General features: G+C 44.6%; 13 protein-coding genes. 10 read left to right on the forward strand and 3 right to left on the reverse strand.

Annotated features, from left to right (window positions below; translation table 11 throughout):
- Positions 1-222 precede the first annotated feature (222 nt).
- Both HF312_16090 and HF312_16095 read left to right on the forward strand, forming a co-directional pair.
- Positions 223-1,509: an SLC45 family MFS transporter gene (locus tag HF312_16090; GenBank protein MCU7521735.1), complete on the forward strand. Its 1,287-nt coding sequence runs from the start codon at positions 223-225 to the stop codon at positions 1,507-1,509.
- 177 nt (positions 1,510-1,686) lie between these two features.
- Positions 1,687-1,902: a hypothetical protein gene (locus HF312_16095; protein MCU7521736.1), complete on the forward strand. Its 216-nt coding sequence runs from the start codon at positions 1,687-1,689 to the stop codon at positions 1,900-1,902.
- A gap of 119 nt (positions 1,903-2,021) precedes the next feature.
- On the opposite strand, the gene HF312_16100 is transcribed toward HF312_16095, so the two are convergent.
- The 3 genes from HF312_16100 to HF312_16110 form a co-directional block, all read right to left on the reverse strand.
- Positions 2,022-2,813: a hypothetical protein gene (locus HF312_16100; protein ID MCU7521737.1), complete on the reverse strand. Its 792-nt coding sequence runs from the start codon at positions 2,811-2,813 to the stop codon at positions 2,022-2,024.
- Positions 2,803-4,986 (reverse strand): TonB-dependent receptor, encoded by a 2,184-nt coding sequence (locus HF312_16105; protein MCU7521738.1) that lies wholly within the window; start codon positions 4,984-4,986, stop codon positions 2,803-2,805. The genes HF312_16100 and HF312_16105 overlap by 11 nt, the downstream gene beginning before the upstream one ends.
- A 331-nt stretch (positions 4,987-5,317) precedes the next feature.
- Positions 5,318-6,622 carry an SLC45 family MFS transporter gene (locus tag HF312_16110; protein MCU7521739.1) on the reverse strand — a complete coding sequence of 435 codons (1,305 nt, stop codon included), beginning with the start codon at positions 6,620-6,622 and terminating at the stop codon, positions 5,318-5,320.
- Positions 6,623-6,866: 244 nt separating this feature from the next.
- Between HF312_16110 and HF312_16115 the strand changes: the two genes are divergently transcribed.
- The 8 genes from HF312_16115 (at position 6,867) to HF312_16150 (ending at position 18,189) form a co-directional block, all read left to right on the forward strand.
- Positions 6,867-7,916 (forward strand): type 2 isopentenyl-diphosphate Delta-isomerase, encoded by a 1,050-nt coding sequence (locus HF312_16115; protein ID MCU7521740.1) that lies wholly within the window; start codon positions 6,867-6,869, stop codon positions 7,914-7,916.
- The gene (locus tag HF312_16120; GenBank protein MCU7521741.1) at positions 7,913-8,905 is read left to right on the forward strand and encodes a polyprenyl synthetase family protein; all 993 of its coding nucleotides are present in this window, start codon (positions 7,913-7,915) and stop codon (positions 8,903-8,905) included. The genes HF312_16115 and HF312_16120 overlap by 4 nt, the downstream gene beginning before the upstream one ends.
- Before the next feature lie 95 nt (positions 8,906-9,000).
- A complete protein-coding gene (locus HF312_16125) occupies positions 9,001-9,267 on the forward strand; it encodes an HPr family phosphocarrier protein (protein ID MCU7521742.1) in 267 nt (88 codons plus the stop codon).
- Positions 9,264-11,021: a phosphoenolpyruvate--protein phosphotransferase gene (gene ptsP, locus HF312_16130; protein MCU7521743.1), complete on the forward strand. Its 1,758-nt coding sequence runs from the start codon at positions 9,264-9,266 to the stop codon at positions 11,019-11,021. Before HF312_16125 ends, ptsP begins: the two co-directional genes overlap by 4 nt.
- A gap of 229 nt (positions 11,022-11,250) precedes the next feature.
- The gene (locus tag HF312_16135; GenBank protein MCU7521744.1) at positions 11,251-14,082 is read left to right on the forward strand and encodes a hypothetical protein; all 2,832 of its coding nucleotides are present in this window, start codon (positions 11,251-11,253) and stop codon (positions 14,080-14,082) included.
- Positions 14,082-15,242: a PQQ-binding-like beta-propeller repeat protein gene (locus HF312_16140; protein ID MCU7521745.1), complete on the forward strand. Its 1,161-nt coding sequence runs from the start codon at positions 14,082-14,084 to the stop codon at positions 15,240-15,242. The genes HF312_16135 and HF312_16140 overlap by 1 nt, the downstream gene beginning before the upstream one ends.
- Positions 15,226-15,963, forward strand: coding sequence for a hypothetical protein (locus HF312_16145; GenBank protein ID MCU7521746.1), 738 nt, complete (start codon positions 15,226-15,228; stop codon positions 15,961-15,963). The genes HF312_16140 and HF312_16145 overlap by 17 nt, the downstream gene beginning before the upstream one ends.
- A 138-nt stretch (positions 15,964-16,101) precedes the next feature.
- Positions 16,102-18,189: a hypothetical protein gene (locus HF312_16150; protein MCU7521747.1), complete on the forward strand. Its 2,088-nt coding sequence runs from the start codon at positions 16,102-16,104 to the stop codon at positions 18,187-18,189.
- The last annotated feature ends 10 nt before the right edge of the window (positions 18,190-18,199 follow it).

The raw sequence follows: 18,199 nt of genomic DNA on the forward strand, positions 1-18,199 counted from the left end.
AATGAAGGATTTTATGCCTGCCCCCGCAAATTATGTCACGGCCTGAGATAAGCCTCAGTTTTGTCTTAAACTATTCTCTGGTTAGAATTTAACTTTGAATAATAAATTTGATTCTATATCTTACAAACATATTTTTTATAGAATTTGGCAATGCCCGGAGATGCCTTTTCCCCCGGGTGAAAATTTAATCTTGTCAGCCGAACGTAAAACAAGGAATTAACTATGTTAGGAATTCAAAAACGGTTAACAAATTCATTCTACGCAGTCCTTAGCCTTCCGGCTACGGCAATGGGTTTTGCGCTTTCAATCCAGATATCGGCTTTAAGCTGGATACTTTCAACTAAATATAACCTCAGGATTGACGAGGTGGGCTTTGTCTGGGCGGCAGGACCTTTAGCCGGTATATTAGGACAGGTGATTATCGGTATTATAAGCGATAAGGTCTGGCTCTGGGGAGGAAGGCGCAGGCCGTTTATACTGGTCGGGGGCGCCCTGGCGGCTATAATGCTCCTTGCACTGCCTAATATACACGTAATCGGCGGCGTGCTCGGCGTAAAAAGCCTCCTCATAATTGCAACTGTTGTAGCCCTAACACTCGACCTTGCAATCAATATAAGCTTTAATCCTACGCGCTCCGTCATTGCCGACGTAACACCCGAAGGCGTGGCAAGAACAAAAGGCTATACCTGGATGCAGACTATCTCAGGATTTTTCGGCGTACTGGCTTACGTCGTGGGCGCAATTTTCGGCAACTATACTTTAATTTATGTCGGTGTGGGTGTTGTTCTTCTTTTCTCAATCCTTCCTACACTCTTTATAACAGAGCCTATGACCGTGGAGGCTTCGGAGCTCCCGGATTCATTAAAGGAATTAAATGAAGTCCAGCCTAAGGTTAAAACAGCGCAGCTCTTTAAGATTTACTTTGCCCACGGCTTTACATGGCTCGGCGTTCAGACCATGTTTATTTATATTATTGCCTACATTCAGCAGAAACTCCATCCTGCAACAGAAAATGAAACAGGGCAGATCATTGCAATCTCATTTGCAATATTAAATACAATAGGCTTTATTCTGCCGGCTTTTGTTCTGGAACCCCTTTCAGAGAAAATCGGGCGCATAAGAACCCACATCTCGTGCGTTGCAATTATGGCCTTGGGGTACTTCGGCATTGTAGCCTTCGGCAAAACAATCACGACGCTATACATTCTGATGGCTGTTCTTGGAATAGGGTGGTCAGCCGTCGTAAGCCTTCCTTTTGCAATATATTCTGAAAAGGTGAACAAGAGCAGAATGGGATTTTATATGGGAATATTCAACCTTTCGGTTGTAATACCGCAGCTTTTTGCAAGCTACGGCTCGGGTTATTTAATACAGAACTCGCCCGACAAAAACGTAATATTTATAATAAGCGGTGTATCTCTTACCATTTCCGCTCTTTTATGGTTCATGGTAAAAGAAGAATCCAAATCCGCCCCCAAACCCAAAGAATTCGCCTCTCAGGCACACTGATTGTTCCCTTAACTGCAGGCGGGCGGCTCTGCCCGCCATGCAGTTTTTAACGTCGAACGTCGAACGTTGAACGTCGAACCTTTCATAACTCATGCACATCAATTAAACTTGACACAAGGTGTTATTATTGTAAATTAAACAATAAGTACACGTTCTTTTATTTGTCAGGCATAAAACATGAAAATTATTAAGATTTCAAGCTCCAGGGGCAGTTACTGCTCTACCAGTTTTAGCTCGGTTTCAAAAGAATTAAAGAAAAAAATTCAGGAAAGCATAAAAGAAAGGACAAACGAAAAGTTTATTGTTGAAGTTTTTGATATGAACGACAGCAGCCAGAGCCTGGGCTCCAGGGTTGAAAACCGCTACACCGGAAGCCCCGGCCTGAGACTCTAAGAAAACCCCAAATTCTCTCCAAAACCCCAAAATTTATTCTCCAAAGCAGCGGGAATATAAAAGAATAAAAGGCCCGCTGCTCACGATCCGGTATGTCATGCAGGAGAATACGTCCCGGACTACTTAATTACCACTTTAATGGCTTTACTTACAGCTGAAGCAAAATAGCCGTAAGCCCCTTTTACTCCGGCACTGTTATTTGACTCGTAATGATGCGCCCTGAAGTTTTTATCGTATGCGGTAATTGTTATCAGTTCTTCGCTTTTTATAATCCTTCCCTTTCCGTATGCGCTTTTATAAACGGGCAGGACGATGCGGTTATCCACTGTGGCAAAAACTCTACCGCCGCCGTAATTATTGCGGGAGTTTCCATCACTGCTTTCTATTATTCGTGTGCTGCCGTCATATACAACATAGCCATATGCTCCTTCACTCTTGGTCCAGCTAAGCTCTATGTTTACTGTCTTATCTTCCGGAACCATGATTGTATCTGAATTTTTGTGGCTTGTAATTTCAAAGTCACCCGGAAAACGCGTTTCCCCTTGTGCCTTGCCAAAGGGAGTCTCTACACTCAGATAATACTTCCTTCCGGGGACAAAATCTGTTTTACCAGGATTCTTATATCCTTTCCCGTAGCTTATATCATCACTCAGCACATACCGGGATGAGTATCCAAGTGAATCGGTCAGATAAACCTCAGCATCGGAAATAAAATTATCTTTCTGGTTTTGGTCACCAAGCGGGGAAGTCTTGAATACACTGATCATCTGGGGCTCATCTGATCCTGCTCTTAGAAGTCCCGTTATGCTCATTTCTTCAGGCTCCGCCGCCTGCTCAATGGGCGACTCACAGCCGAAGATCAAAAGTGATGCTGCCAGAAATGCCAAAGCCAGAGCTCTTTTAGAATTCAATTCCTACTCCCAATGTTGGTATGATAAATGAGTTCTGAAATTTTACCGAGTCATCTCCTCCTCCTTCCTGAAGGTTGGGGTTAATGACTACATAGTTCGGGTTATTATATGCATTTAGTACCTGGAGGTAAGGATTTACAAGAAACCTGCCCCATATGAATGAACCCGTAATTCCAAGGTCCAGCCTGTGGTGGTCCTCAGTTCTCCTTTGATTCTTTGCCCCGTCAATAGGCCGCCATACAATTGCGCTGCCCCAATTGCTTAAGTAGCTGTCGGAAATGCCTATCCTTTCATCATATCCTCCCAGGTACTTGCCTGTGATATCAGTATAAGGAGTCCCCGTGGCATACGTCCAGAATGCGCTTAGCTTCCACTTTTCAGAAAGCTGAAAGCTCAAAAGTATCTTTACTGTGTGCCTTCTGTCGTAATTGGCGTAATAGGTGTATTCTTCACCATTCTTTACAGACCTGCCCAGTGAATATCCTATCCATCCCGTTACAGTCCCTTTTTCTTTTTTAAGCAGTACGTCTGCTCCGGCGGCATAGCCTTTCTCAAACCTGTACCTGGGGTAACTGTTATACGAAGACGCCAGGTTAGCCCTTGACTTATAATATGCTTCCACGTCAAGCTCTGTTTCCAGCGGCAGGCCGGTAATATTTATGCCGGCCGAGTAATGGTCCGAGCTCGAAGTGCTGCTTTTTGAGTCGGAGAGGAAGTAGACGGCAAATGGGGCATATATGCTCTCGGGCCTGTTTTCCTTTATTGTATAAAGAAACTGGTAGTACCTGCCATAGTTTAAGCTAAGGCTCAGCCTTCCTGAAGGCTTAAAGTCAATTCCTGCTGAAAAAGAAGGGAAGAAGCGCTTCATCTTCTCAAGGCAGCTTCCTCTAAGCCCAAGCCTCAGGAACAGATTCTCCTGAAGTTTTATGTCGTCCGTGGCAAAAATGTTAAGCGTGTTTTCTGAGGCGTTGTAATTATATGGATTTGGAGCGTAATCAAAAAATGCCTCCTCTGGCGGGTTAATATAGTCTCTCAGGCCTGAATGCCCGATACTCCACGCATAACTTAGCTTCTGTACTTTATATTCAGCCCCGGCTTTTAATTCGTGATCTCTTAAAGAGAGTTCATAATCTGCCCTCAGGGTCAGGTCGGAAATCAGGTTGTCGAAAAAGACAGAACTGTTTTCAGTATTGCTCCCCATAAAAAAGTTACTCAGGTAGAGTTTTACGTTCAATGAGCTCATGCTGTTAAAAAGGTGCGTCCATTGAGAGTTTAGCAGCAGGTTTCCCCAGTAAGGTGAAACATTCTCATTCCTGGAATCAAAGCCGAGCAAAAGAACGTCTTTTGAATAAAAGGCGCTGGCATTAAGGAGATTATTTTCATCAAGAGGAAGCGTATACTTTGCATACCCGTCATAAAAGTAATAGGGAATTGAACGGCTGGAGATAAGGTTAAGCGCATCAAGATATGTCCTCCTTGCCGCGGCAGTAAATGTCCCTTTTAACAGGGGGCCTTCAACATATGCCCTGGAGGATATTAGCCCCAGGGAGGCCGCTGTCCTGTATTCATCGCTTCTGCCAGTTTTTGTAGTAAGATCCAGAATGCCCGATAAGCTTCCGCCGGAACTTAAGGGATAATTGGACAGGTAGATCTTCTCACGGCTTATAATGTCGCTGTTTATGCTGGAGAAGATTCCGCCAAGGTGATATGTATTATAAACAGGAACCCCGTCAAGCGAGACCATTGTCTCATCAAAATTACCGCCTCGTACATAAAGCTGATTGCCAATATCGTTTATTGAGTTTACTCCCGGCAGGGCGAACAATGCCCGGAAGGGATCGGCCTCACCAAACTGTGGAATACTCTTTAGGTCCCCGGGCTGAAGTTCATACCCCTTGCTTTTGATCTCGTCATATTTTGAACTAACGACAGACACTTCTTCTGTTTTTATTGATGCCGGGTCAAGTTCAAAAAAAAGGCTCGTTTTTTCATCCGGAATTATATTGCACTTCTTCTCAATAGCCTCATATCCCATCATCCTGGCCTGAACGGTATACTGGCCTCCGGGAAGCTCAATTTCAAAGTATCCCTTTGGGGTTGTCGAAGTACCTTTTCCTGTGCCCGAAATAATAATAGTTACGTCCGGCAGTCTCTGGGATGTTTTCTTGTCCAAAACAAACCCTTGCAGCCTCCCGGGGCGATTCTGCGCCGTTGCGGCACCGGGAAAAAGCAGGTTTAAGGCAATGACTGTTAAGATTATCCGCATAAGATTTTATGTAATAAGTGATTTATTTCAATGACTAATATTCATTCCCGGAACTTAATCCTGTGTTATAAATCTCATTTCTTTTACATATGCATATGGTCTCGCGGGGATTATGTCCGGAAAATTAGCTAAAAATTTATAAAATCCCGCATCAGGAAGCGCTGAAAACAAAAAAGCCTTAAAACGTTTCTATTTTAAGGCTTTAACGTTAAATGGGGCAGATGCCCTCATTCATAACCTATTTTTCATCCACGTCTTTAACAAACATTACCATTATTCCTGCCAGTATCATTGAGGCTCCGCCAAGCAGAAGCGCGTAAATTGCCTCATTCTGAAGGAAGGTCTTCATGAAAAATCCCAGTATGGCTGAGGCCAGGATCTGCGGAATAACAATAAAGAAGTTGAAAATTCCCATGTAAACACCCATCTTCTCCGGCGGAAGCGCGCCGGCTAAAATGGCATATGGCATTGAAAGTATGCTAGCCCAGGCAAGCCCTATTCCAAGCATCGAAATTATGAGAATGTTAGGGTCTCCTACAACATAAAAAGATGCCAGCCCGAGGCCGCCAATTACAAGACTCAGCATGTGTACAAACTTGCGGCTTGTATGCTTTGCAATCAATGGAAGCAGAAATGCACATACAGCGGCAAAACCGTTGTAGGCTGCAAAAAGGACTCCAACCCAGTTGGCGCCTTCATTGTACGCGGCGCTGGCCGTGTCAACTGTGTGGTAAATGTGCTTTGTAACGGCTGGAGTGGTATAGATCCACATTGCAAAGAGGGCAAACCACGTAAAAAACTGCACCACTGCCAGCTGGGCCATGGTTTTCGGTATCTGTACAAAACTCTTAAATATGTCCTTTACGCCTGCCATAATGCCTGCGCTTTCACTTTTCTCTTTCCTGAAGGCTTCCAGGTCCTTTGGCGGATATTCCTTTGTCTTTACAACAGTCCATACAACTGCCGTTATAAAGGCCGCGGCACCGGCATAAAATGAATATTTTACTGATGCCGGAATCTCACCTTCAGCTGCAACATTGCTGACGTGAAACCAGTGGTCAAATATATAGGGAAGTGCCGAGGCTACAACGGCGCCAATGCCAATAAAAAAGCTCTGTATTGCAAAACCCATCGTTCTCTGCTCTGAGGGCAGAAGATCTGCTACTAAAGCCCTGAAAGGCTCCATTGAAACATTTATGGATGCATCCATTATCCAGAGCATGCCTGCGGCAACCCAGAGGTAAGGCGAGTTAGGCATTATAAGAAGCGCAAGTGAAGCCAGTATGGCTCCGGTTAAAAAGTAAGGCCTCCTGCGTCCTAAGCGCCCCCACGTGCGGTCGCTCATATAACCGATAATAGGCTGAATAATTAAACCTGTAGTTGGAGCTGCAATCCACAGTATGGGAATATTGTCTACACTTGCCCCTAAGGTCTGAAAAATCCTGCTCGTGTTTGCATTCTGCAGCGCAAAACCGAACTGTATTCCCAGAAAACCAAAACTCATATTCCAGATCTGCCAGAAATTTAACCGCTTTTTTTCCATTTTACCGGTCCTTTTTATGAAGTTTGAACCCAAAGAACACATTTTTTAGTGGCAGAAAATTTAGCTGATTTTAACCTCCAAATCAAATTTTAGGCGCGGGATTTCTTAAAAAAATTGTTTTTAAGCTCTATCCTCAAGGCTCCGGGTTTCTAAAAACACGAAAAAAATCGCGCAAAATAAGGATTTTATCGGATAATTTTTATATTTTCCATTCAATTATTATTACTAACAATATTTTTGCCTGATGGATAATGCTTCTTCGGGAGAGATCCCAAAAAGAAAAAAAGAGCATCTTGAGCTGTGCCTGACAGATAAAGTCGCCTTTAGGAAAAAAAGTAGCGGCCTCGGGAGCTATGAGTTTATCCATTACGCAATAACCGAGGTTGAACTAGAAAAACTCGACTTAAGCCGCGATTTCTTCGGCTTTAAGATTAACTATCCTTTTCTTATCTCCTGCATGACCGGGGGTACTGGCGAAGCTGAAAATATTAACGCTCAGCTTGCCGTTGCCGCCAGTGAACTTAATATTCCGATCGGCGTCGGCAGCCAGCGCCAGGCGCTCGAAAACAGCCGGTTTGCCGAATCCTACAAAACTGTAAGAAAAAACGCGCCTAAGGTCCCGGTCTTAGCCAATATCGGTGCCGCCCAGGTTGTACAGATGAACTCCATTCATGACGTCCAGTACCTGATAGACCTCGTTGAGGCACAGGCGCTCGTAATCCACCTTAACCCGCTGCAGGAACTGATGCAGAAAGACGGGGACACAAATTTTAAGGGGCTCTTGAAGAAAATTGAATGGATTGCTGGTGGCGTAAAAACACCCGTAATTGCAAAGGAAGTCGGTGCAGGCATAAGCCTGAAAGCTGCGGAAAAGCTCCTTCAGGCAGGCGTTAAGGCAATTGACGTTGCAGGAGCCGGCGGCACAAGCTGGGCCGGAGTGGAAATCCTTAGAAATAAAGAAGAGAAAAATTCAGACTTCTGGGACTGGGGCCTTCCAACCTCGTACTGCATTAAGGAAGTTAGAAAATTAAAAAATGAGTTTGATTTCATCCTTATTGGCTCCGGCGGCATAAATTCCGGGATGGACGCGGCTAAGGCTATCGCACTCGGGGCAGACATGACTGCCTCGGCCAGGACTGTCCTTCAGAAACTTAATAAAGATGGAATACAGGGCGTTAAAGACCTCGTTAGAGACTGGTTTAATACCGTGAAAAATGTTATGTATCTTACCGGCTCTGAGAGTCCGGACGAGCTAAGGAACCAAAAACTGATTAATAAAGAGGAGTTGTATTGAAACTTAATCAAAATGAATTTGCCGGACTTTATGAAAAGCAGAGAATTAAAATTGAAGATAAAATTTCCAGGCTTTTGTTAAAACGTAAACCTGAATCTCTTTATGCCCCGTGTGAATATATTATGCAGAGCGGAGGAAAAAGACTTAGACCGCTTCTGGTGCTCTTTTCAGCCCGCGCTGCCGGAGGCAGCTTTAACCAGGCCTATAATGCTGCCGTTGCCGTGGAACTGCTGCATAACTTTACACTCGTGCACGACGACATTATGGATAACGCCGACAAAAGACGCGGCAGGCTTACTACTCATAAAAAGTACGACCTCTCAACGGCTATTTTAACCGGCGATAACCTCCTTGCCGTGGCGTACCTGACTTTACTCAAGGACTGCAGGGAAAACGACAAGTCTGTCCTTGCTGCCTTTACTCAGGGCGTTATTGAGGTCTGCGAAGGGCAGAGCCTGGATAAGGATTTTGAGGTAAGAAAGGACGTATCTTTAGATGAATACCTGGAGATGATAAATAAAAAAACGGCTGCTCTTCTTGAAGTCTGCTGCTCTGTAGGAGCCCAGATTGCAGGAGGGGATAAGAAAACGGTTAAAGCCCTCTCTTTATACGGCCGCAGCCTCGGAACTGCTTTCCAGCTCCAGGACGACCTCCTCGATATTACGGCAAAGGAGACAGAATTCGGGAAAATTATCGGCGGCGACCTGGTCGAAGGCAAAAAAACTTTCCTCTTTATTAAGGCTCTCGAAAAAGCAGGCGGAAAGGATAAGAAAATGCTCCTCGAGGTAATAAAAAATAAGGGAATTGAGAAAAAAAGGGTCGGTGAATATAAAGAGATCTATTCAAGGCTAGGCGTCCTCCAGGAGACTCAAAAGGAGATTGAACACTATACACAGCTCGCCTTAAAAAGCCTTAAGGCAGTTAAGGATGAAAAAGCCCGCGGCGCCCTGGAATGGCTGGCTGAATCTCTTATAAAGAGAAATAAATAAATTGATAGTTTCAGTATATTGACTGAAATTTATAGTTAAACGGATTTTTAAAGATTATTTTAAATTATTTTAACATTAAAGGTTTCACTTATAAAATGGTTGAAAGGAAAGTTGTAATTGTTAATAACGCAGGACTCCATACGCGCCCTGCGGCTACGATTGTAAAACTTGCGGCTAAGTACAAATCGGAATTTTTTATCAATAAGGACGGACTTAACATAAACGGCAAGAGCATTATTGGTGTTATGACACTGGCTGCCGAAAAAGGCTCTGAGCTCACACTGGTTTTTGAAGGGGAAGATGAAAACGAAGCTGCCGAGGAAATATCTAATTACTTTAACAGGGGCTTTGACGAACTGTGAAAAAGTTAAATGTTGCGGATTCAAATATATTAAATGGAATTGCTGCCGCCCCCGGTATTGCAATTGCCCATGCCTACCTCTATGAGAAGGAAAAGCTTGAGATCAAGGACGGTATCGTAACAGATATTCCTGAGGCAATTGAAAACCTCAAAGAGGCAATTGAAAGATCCAAGTACGAGCTCAGAAAGGTCTTTGATATAGCTATTGAAAAAATGGGGAAAAACAGGGCCGCCATTTTTGAAGCCCAGCTCATGATTTTAGACGACCCTGTTTTAATCGATCAGATTGTAAAAAGAATTGAATCTGAAAGAAGACTCCCTGAATTTATTGTAAACGACGAGATTACCCGCTACCAGGAGCTCATGAACGCTTCTGACGAACTCTATATGAAGGAAAGAAGCCAGGATATTGAGGACATTAAAAACAGGATTATAAGGAACCTCCAGAAAAAAAGGCTCCAGTCCAAGATCACAAACCAGGTTATTGTCGTTACTTCTTCTCTTACGCCGGCCGATACAATACTTTTCTCTAAAAGTAACGTTAAAGGCTATATTACAGATTTCGGCGGTCTTACCTCGCACGCCGCAATTGTATCGCGTTCGCTTAAAATTCCGGCTGTAGTCGGAACACACGACGCAACGGCAAAAATTAAAGACGGCGACCTGGTTATTATGGACGGCTTCCACGGAATTGTCATATTAAAGCCCGATGAGACGCAGCTTAACTTCTACAGGAATAAAATTGAAAAGCTCACACAGTTCGACAAGGAACTGGCTGGACTGAAAGATGAGCCCGCCGTTACTCTGGACGGCCATGAGATCATTATCCGCGGCAATATTGATATTACAGACGAAGTGGACTATTTAATTGAAAACGGGGCCAAGGGAATAGGTCTACTAAGAACTGAACAGGTCTTTGGAGGCCTGGACACATTCCCGGGAGAAGACGAGCAGTACCTGGCTTACCACGAACTGGCCGAGAAAATTTATCCCGAGTATGTCATTATCCGTGCCTTTGACGTCGGGGGCGATAAGTTCCTCCCGCACGACGTCAAGGAGCCAAACCCCTTCTTAGGCTGGAGGGGGATAAGATTTCTCCTGGATAACCCCGAAATTTTCAAGACACAGATCAGGGCTGTCTTAAGGGCAAGCGTTCACAAGAACGTTAAACTCATGCTCCCAATGGTGGTCTCCCTGGAAGAGGTCAAAAGATCCAAGGCGCTTGTCAAAGAGTGCAAAGAGGAATTAAAAAAAGAACACCTGAAGTACGACTCCCATCTTCAGCTCGGAATTATGATAGAAGTGCCCTCGGCTGCCGTGCTGGCAAAGGAGTTTGCCGACGAGGTGGATTTCTTAAGCATCGGCACAAACGACCTCATTCAGTTCGTCCTGGCGGTCGACCGTGGAAATGAAATTGTTTCCATGCTATACCAGGAGTTCCACCCGGCTGTTATAAGAACTATCAATCAGATAATTAAAAACGGCCAGAGAGGCCACGCGTTTGTAAGCATGTGCGGCGAAATGGCAGGCGACACAATTGCAATACCACTTCTTGTCGGAATGGGGCTGGATTCGCTTAGCGTTTCTCCTTCTTCAATCCCGTACATTAAAAGGATCATCAGGAGCCTCAGCTATCAAAAGGCGCAGGAGATGGCTAACGAATGCCTGGGCTACGGCTCGCTCCAGGAAGTATCGGAAAGAATTGAAAAGTTCTTCTCGGAGAATTTAATTGAGCAGACCAATAACTTTTTGTAAGGCAGGGAAAAATAAACGGGGATATTCCCTAAAATATCCTTTCATAACGATATATTTTTTCCTTATACTGTAGGTATAGGCTGTTTTCATATGCCTTATGGCCTTTTGAATCCAGTTTCTGTAGGGGCGGGCGGCGCTCGCCCTTACGATGACAAATTTTAGGCCGTCCATAATGTAAAGGCTTCGTAATCAGCATCTGTCTTTCTTCAATTAAAATATTAATATTTTGATGAATGGCTTGCTTATAAATAAACTTAAATACTTAGTCCTGTTCCTGCTCATTCTGCCGGCTGCGGCACAGGCACAGTTTTATTTCTTCGGAAGGAATAAGGTCCAGTACGATAACTTCAACTGGAAGGTCCTCAAGACCGAACACTTCGATATTTATTTTTATGACGACTTCGAGGAAATGGCCGAAATCGGTGCAAACTTTGCCGAGGAAGCCTTCGGCGACCTTAAGGTTAAATTCAATAACATTGTTACCGGCAGAATCCCCCTTATTTTCTATAACACACACATCCATTTCCAGCAGACAAATACAACCCCGGGCTTTATCCCCGAGGGCGTAGGAGGCTTTTTCGAGTTCTTAAAAGGAAGGGTCGTAATCCCTTACCTGGGCTCAATTGACGCATTCCGCCACGTTATCAGGCACGAACTAGTGCACGTATTTATGACCAATAAGATCTACCGCGTCCTTACGGACCACAGGGTTACAACAGAACGATACCCTCCCTTGTGGTTTACTGAGGGTCTGGCTGAGTACTGGTCCACTACCTGGGATGAACAGGCGGAAATGGTTATGCGTGACGCTGTAATTAACGACCAGTTCGTAGGCCTAAAGGATATCTATATGATTTTCGGCACCTTCCAGATGTACAAGGAAGGGCAGAACCTCCTGGAGTTTATTTCCGATACTTACGGTAAGGAGAAAATTGGCCTTCTCTTGGAAAACTTCTGGCAGTACGAAAACTTTAACGACCTAATGGAATATGTAATAGGGAAGTCAATTGAGGAAATTGACCGTGACTGGAACTACTACCTGAAGCAGAGATACTTCCCGCTGATGAAAAATAAGATTCCGCCGGAAAATGGGGCGCAGAAATTAACCGACTTCGGATTTAATTTTTCTCCTTCGATTTATAATAAAAACGGCCAGCCCAATGTCTACTTTGTAGCCAACAGGGACGGATATTCTTCAATCTATGAGATGCCGTTAAAAGATTTCGAGAAGGAAAAAGACCGCCCGAAACCTGATATTCTCATCCGCGGTGAAAAAGAAGAGGTCTTTGAGGCCTTCCACCTCCTGGATGCCTCGCTGAGCGTATCAAAAGACGGCATTATTACGTTTATTACAAAAACCGGAGGCACAGACGCCCTGCACTTCTACTCAATTGGTGAGGGGAAAATGCTCAGGGATTACCAGAATAATGAACTTATAAGCATGTCTTCCCCCAGATGGTCCTCCGACGGAAAGAAAGTTGTCTTCCAGTCCATCGACAGACGCGGGTACTCGGATATATTTGTCTATAACTACCAGGACGGCAGCCTCCAAAGAATTACTAACGACTACTATAGCGACATAAACCCCGTTTTCGGCAAAAACGATACTACGGTCGTCTTTTCTTCCGACAGGAGTGAGGGGATCTTTAAGAAAAAATACAACATCTTCGAGTATAACTTAAACGATCACTCCACGCGCTATCTTACATATTGCGACGCAAATAACAAAAGCCCGGAGTTCAGCCCCGATTTCTCCAGTCTCTATTTTACCTCCGACTATGACGGCATACAGAACCTCTGGAAACTGGAGATGAGGGACGGAAAACCCTCGGGCATGACGCAGATGACAAATTTTGTTACAAGCGTATTCGATTACTCCTTCATCAATAATAATGAAGTTGTAGCCTCGGCATTTGAGAAGTTCTCTTTCCAGCTCTACAGAATTAAACTGAAGGCTCCCGCCGACTCGCTCTACAAATTCGTAGGTTTCGATTTTACGCTTACAGACGGCAAGTGGGTTGCTAAAAAGCTCGAGGGCGCCTCAATTAAGGAAAAACTTAAATATGAGAATAAGTACACACTCGACTACGCGCAGAGCCAGGTTACTACAGACCCCGTCTACGGAACGCAGGGCGGAGCACTTTTTTCCTTAAGCGACCTTCTAAGCAACGATAACTATTATTTCCTCATCTATAACACGGCTGAGGTTCAAAGCGATATATTAAAAAGCTTTAACGTCGCTATATCCAGAATAAATATCGGGAACAGGACTAACTACGCCTACGGGCTTTTTAACTACTCGGGCAGGCGCTACGACATAATGGATTCGGATGAATACTACTGGGAAAGAAGCTTCGGAGGGTATTTTACGCTTTTCTACCCCTTCAGCAAATTCTCCAGAATTGAAGCCAGCGTTTCACTGGCCAATTCAGATAAAGAGGTCATACAGAACGTCATAGAAAGAAAGGCGCTCCTGGCTACAAATTCCATTTCATACGTGATGGATAACTCGCTCTGGGGGCCTACGGGACCTGTAGACGGCACACGCTTCCGCGTGCTCTTAAGCTTTACGAACGACATTAAATACAGCAACGTAAACTACTATACGCTCATTTTTGACTTCAGAAACTATTTCCGCCTGAGCTATAAAAGCGCTCTTGCACTTAGAACCGCACTCCTTTATAACGACGGACGGGAGGCAAGGCGCTACTTTATGGGAGGAAGCTGGGACTTAAGAGGCTGGCCCAGATGGTCCATACGCGGACAGAAGCTCTGGATCTCATCGCTTGAACTGAGATTCCCGTTAATTGACCTTTTTGCCGTAAGATTCCCATTTATCGACTTCGTTTTCCCGAACATCCGCGGCGCTCTTTTCTTCGATAGCGGCGGCGCCTGGGATAAAACATACCAGGAGACACTTGGAAGCCTTGGCGGCGGAATAAGAATTAACCTTTTTGACATCATAACACTCCGTTACGATATAGGTAAAAAGATAGAAAATAACTTTAAGAGCCTGCAGCCCAGACTTTTCTACCAGTTCTTTATTGGATGGGACTTCTAATGAATACATGGAAACTGAAAATACTTGGCCTTAATATGGCTTTTGCTATTCTTACCATGCTCCTGGGGGGCTGCTCAAGCAATATAGCAATTCCAAAGGCAAAGTTCGGAAGCCCTTCATATTCAATGTTCGGCGAAAGCTCCTCGCGCAGGTTTTTTGTTCCCGTAAGTATTGGCGACACATTAAACCTTAAGTGGGAAGGGGATATAAACGGGGGATTCAGCCCTACTTCGGTTACAGCATTCGGAAATTATATATTTGTTCCCGACTTGTCCGGGAGGATTTACGCTTTTGATGGGGATGAAGGAAAAGAAATCGGCTTCATTAAATACAGGGGCTCCATTGTTCCCGCTCCCGTAATAAATGAGTTCGTGCTCACTTTCCCCCTTACGGGCTACAAGGATAATAACTCTGTTATCTATAATTTTAATTTCCATTCGGGGCAGGAGGCGGCCAAATACGAAGTTGAGGGCAAGGTGGAAAGCGAACCCGTTAAGACAAAAGACGGGATTGTTTTCCTTACCGAGCAGGGTAAGGCAATTAAATATGACAATGGGAATCAGAAAGTGTGGGAATACGATACAAAAGGGTTCATTCACTCCCAGGCCGCACTCTCTGGCGACAGGCTCGTGTTCGGAAACGACAAGGGAAATGTTTATTCCATAAATGCCAATACAGGCTCCTTAAATTACGCGAAAAAAACAGGGAGCGGATTTGAAGGGGGCTTTACTGCCTCAGGCGACACGGTCTTTGCGGCAGATAACACTGGAGTCCTCTACTGCATGAATTTAACCTCGGGTGACGTCCTCTGGAAATACCCGACGGGATACAAAATAAACGTCTTCCCGGTCTATGACGGCATATACGTCTACATCGGGAACCTGAGGGGCGAGATCTATAAATTTCTTGGAAGTTCGGGCAAACTCCTCTGGAAAGTTTCCACAGATGGCGTGATAAACACTACACCCCTGCTTTTTAAAGATTTTCTGGTGCAGCCCGATCTGAATAAGAAGCTTTATTTCATAAATGTTGAAAACGGACAGATAGCAAAAACAATGTACTTCGAGGGACGGGCCCGCCTCTCCCCGGTATATTACAATGAAACTCTTTATCTGGGTGTTGATAACGGCAAGGTAATGGCTTATGAACGCGCTAAATAAATATTTTCTCCTTTTAATATTTTTCATCCCTTTTCTTGCGGCATCTGCCCAGAATAAGGAATGCACCTCCATACTGAATATTTCAACCGGGGATTCCTCGGCTGCAATATTCCTCAATGATTCATTTATCGGAAGCGGCCGCGCCTCACGCGAGGTGGAAAAGGGGAGATATAAGATATTTATTAAGGATGAAGCCCGCAAATGGGGGGCGCAGGAGATACATGATTCAATCTCTGTCACTGATTGCGGACTGACTAAAAACCTGGAATACAGCTTTAAGAAAACAGCTTTCCTTAGAACCAATCCCGACAATGCCGACGTTTACTACAGGGATTCTCTCCTTGGAAGTACTCCCTTATCTATTCTAAGAACCCTCCCGCAGGTTGAGGTTAGAAAGACAAATTACAAGCCTGTATTCTTATCTTCAGATGAACTGGTACATAGCCCCGTAATAGACCTGGAGTTCCTGGGGAAAAAGCCGCAGGAAAGCTTCTTTAAGACAAATATGTTCAAGATCCTCCTCGGTACAGCCGTGGCCTTGGGGACAACGGCGGCTTATTATAAAATGAAGGCAAATAAATCCTTCGACCAGTATAACCAGTCCGGTGACAACACTCTTCTGGACAGGACAAACAGGTATGACCTCTACAGCGGCATAGCCTTCGGCGCCCTTCAGGTCAATTTCGGCGCCCTTATTTACTTCTTCCTCGTGGACGAGTAAATATTTACAGAATAAAGACTTCCACGCATCTTACACCGCCTCTCGATATTTTCTAAAGTTAAAAGAATTTTGTTGCTATAGACAATCATAATGGTTATTTTTTTGTGCCTTAAAATATACCATTAATGAATTAGCTTAATGAAAACAAAATTTATACTAGTCCTTTCAGTAATATTCTTTTTCTCATGCTCTTTGTTTGCGCAGGAAAATCAGAAAAGAATTTATAAGACAACTGACGACGATAACTCCAAATTTACCAATATCGGAAACCTTGGCCTTACGCTCTCAAATTTCGGTATGTACGGCAACGGATTCAGCGGAACGTGGCCCAAGCAGCCTTCCTGCGAATACCCCTTGGGAAGCGGCATCGAACACATTTTTGCCGGCGGCCTGTGGGTGGGAGGTTATTTAAGCAAGGATGCCTCGGGATCCGGAAAAAGCGGCCCCTTCGTTACTACTGGCGCCGTCGATAAGTCCTCAGTCTCTTCTCGCGGCGGCGGCTTTGAATACACCAATTTGCCGGGAAGCCGTATCGTTGAACGCTCCAGCCTTCTGACTTCCAAGAATTTCAGCCCTAAGGCAGTCTCTCATCAGGACTTTGTAATGGATTTTGTGGACACTAACCGCGTGCTTATCGGCTCAAACAATGAACCTATTCCCGATCATACACCTCTCGGCATCGCGGTCCACCAGGAATCTTACGTCTGGAACTACTCTTTTGCCAACTTCTTCGTTATTATGAACTACTGGATTAAAAACGTTTCGGATAAATATATAGACAGCGTTTTTGTTGGCCTCTGGACAGATACCGTAGTTAGAAATACAATTGTTTCACCTCCCGGAACAAGCAACTTCTTTACTCACGGTGGTAACGGCTATGCAGATTCATTAAAAATAGGCTATGAATTTGACGCCGACGGCGACGTCGGCTTTACAGACAGCTACGTGGGCATTCAGTACCTGGGCGCTACGCCGGCAGTTAACAATGCAAACTTTGTAAGCTGGACCCATTCCAATACGAGCGACCTTATATTCTTTACCCCGATGGACGACATGCAAAGGTATGAAAAAATGAACGGCTTCTTTGCCGATGGCATTAAATTCCAGAATATTAACCAGGCAACACTCAGAGCCTCAAGCAACCGTTCAATTTTAATGACTTCCGGCCCATTCTCAACTATTGCCCCAGGCGATTCTATTAATGTATCCTTTGCTATCGTGTGCGCAAAGAAATCGGGATATGACCCCGCCGCTCTTGATACAAAAGAACAGAAGAAAAACCTCTTTACTAACGCCGGCTGGGCCCTGAGGGCTTATAACGGCGAGGATAAAAACGGCAACGGCCTCCTGGATCCGGGCGAGGACCTCGACGGCGACGGAAAAATAAAAAGATTTATTCTGCCTGCACCTCCAGCTTCACCTGAAGTTAAGGTTGTGCCTGAGGACAGGAAAGTAACAATTTACTGGGATAAACGCGCTGAAAACTCTGTGGATCCTATCTCTTCAAAGAAGGATTTTGAAGGCTACAGGCTCTACAGGACAAACGCCGGATACGACCTTACTGCAACACAGGACGTCCTGGGTTCGCTTGTTACACTGGCTGAATTCGACAGCCTTAATAACACTGTCGGCTATAATACAGGATTTTCAAAAGTAAGATTAAGCGATCCTGTAACTTTCCCGGGCGATACAAACAAATACTATTATAAATTTGAAATTGACAACCTCTTAAACGGCTGGCAGTATACATATTCTGTAACCGCCTTCGACAAAGGGGACCCGGTAAATAACCTCGAAAGCCTGGAGTCCAGTGTGCTCGCTTCTTCAAAGCGCGTTATACCCGGCACTCCTGCTACTTCGGACGAGAAGGCCCAGGTTGGCGTTTATCCGAATCCTTATTACGGAAACGCTTACTGGGACGGCAATTCTGAAAGGTTGAGGAAAATTTACTTCTATAATCTTCCGGCTCAATGCGAAATTACAATTTATACACTTGCCGGGGATATTGTTAAAAGAATACAGCATGACCAAAACAGTAACGGAAGCGACTTGAGATGGTTTGAAACTTATGCCAAGGACCAGACACAGATTATGGCAGGCGGCGAACACGCATGGGATATTATCAGCGACAACGACCAGGCAATCGCAAGCGGACTCTATCTCTTTACGGTTAAGGATTCCCAGACCGGCGAAATTAAAAAAGGGAAATTCCTGATCGTTAAATAAATGCTTATTC

The sequence above is a fragment of the Ignavibacteria bacterium genome (assembly GCA_025612375.1).
GTDB lineage: Bacteria > Bacteroidota > Ignavibacteria > Ignavibacteriales > SURF-24 > JAAXKN01.

Bases quoted from the DNA above. Each gene is read 5' to 3' on its own strand.
- HF312_16115 (MCU7521740.1), top strand. From the start codon at position 6,867: ATGGATAATGCTTCTTCGGGAGAGATCCCAAAAAGAAAAAAAGAGCAT.
- HF312_16090 (MCU7521735.1), top strand. From the start codon at position 223: ATGTTAGGAATTCAAAAACGGTTAACAAATTCATTCTACGCAGTCCTT.
- HF312_16135 (MCU7521744.1), top strand. From the start codon at position 11,251: ATGAATGGCTTGCTTATAAATAAACTTAAATACTTAGTCCTGTTCCTG.
- HF312_16095 (MCU7521736.1), top strand. From the start codon at position 1,687: ATGAAAATTATTAAGATTTCAAGCTCCAGGGGCAGTTACTGCTCTACC.
- HF312_16140 (MCU7521745.1), top strand. From the start codon at position 14,082: ATGAATACATGGAAACTGAAAATACTTGGCCTTAATATGGCTTTTGCT.
- HF312_16110 (MCU7521739.1), bottom strand. From the start codon at position 6,622: ATGGAAAAAAAGCGGTTAAATTTCTGGCAGATCTGGAATATGAGTTTT.
- HF312_16150 (MCU7521747.1), top strand. From the start codon at position 16,102: ATGAAAACAAAATTTATACTAGTCCTTTCAGTAATATTCTTTTTCTCA.
- HF312_16125 (MCU7521742.1), top strand. From the start codon at position 9,001: ATGGTTGAAAGGAAAGTTGTAATTGTTAATAACGCAGGACTCCATACG.
- HF312_16145 (MCU7521746.1), top strand. From the start codon at position 15,226: ATGAACGCGCTAAATAAATATTTTCTCCTTTTAATATTTTTCATCCCT.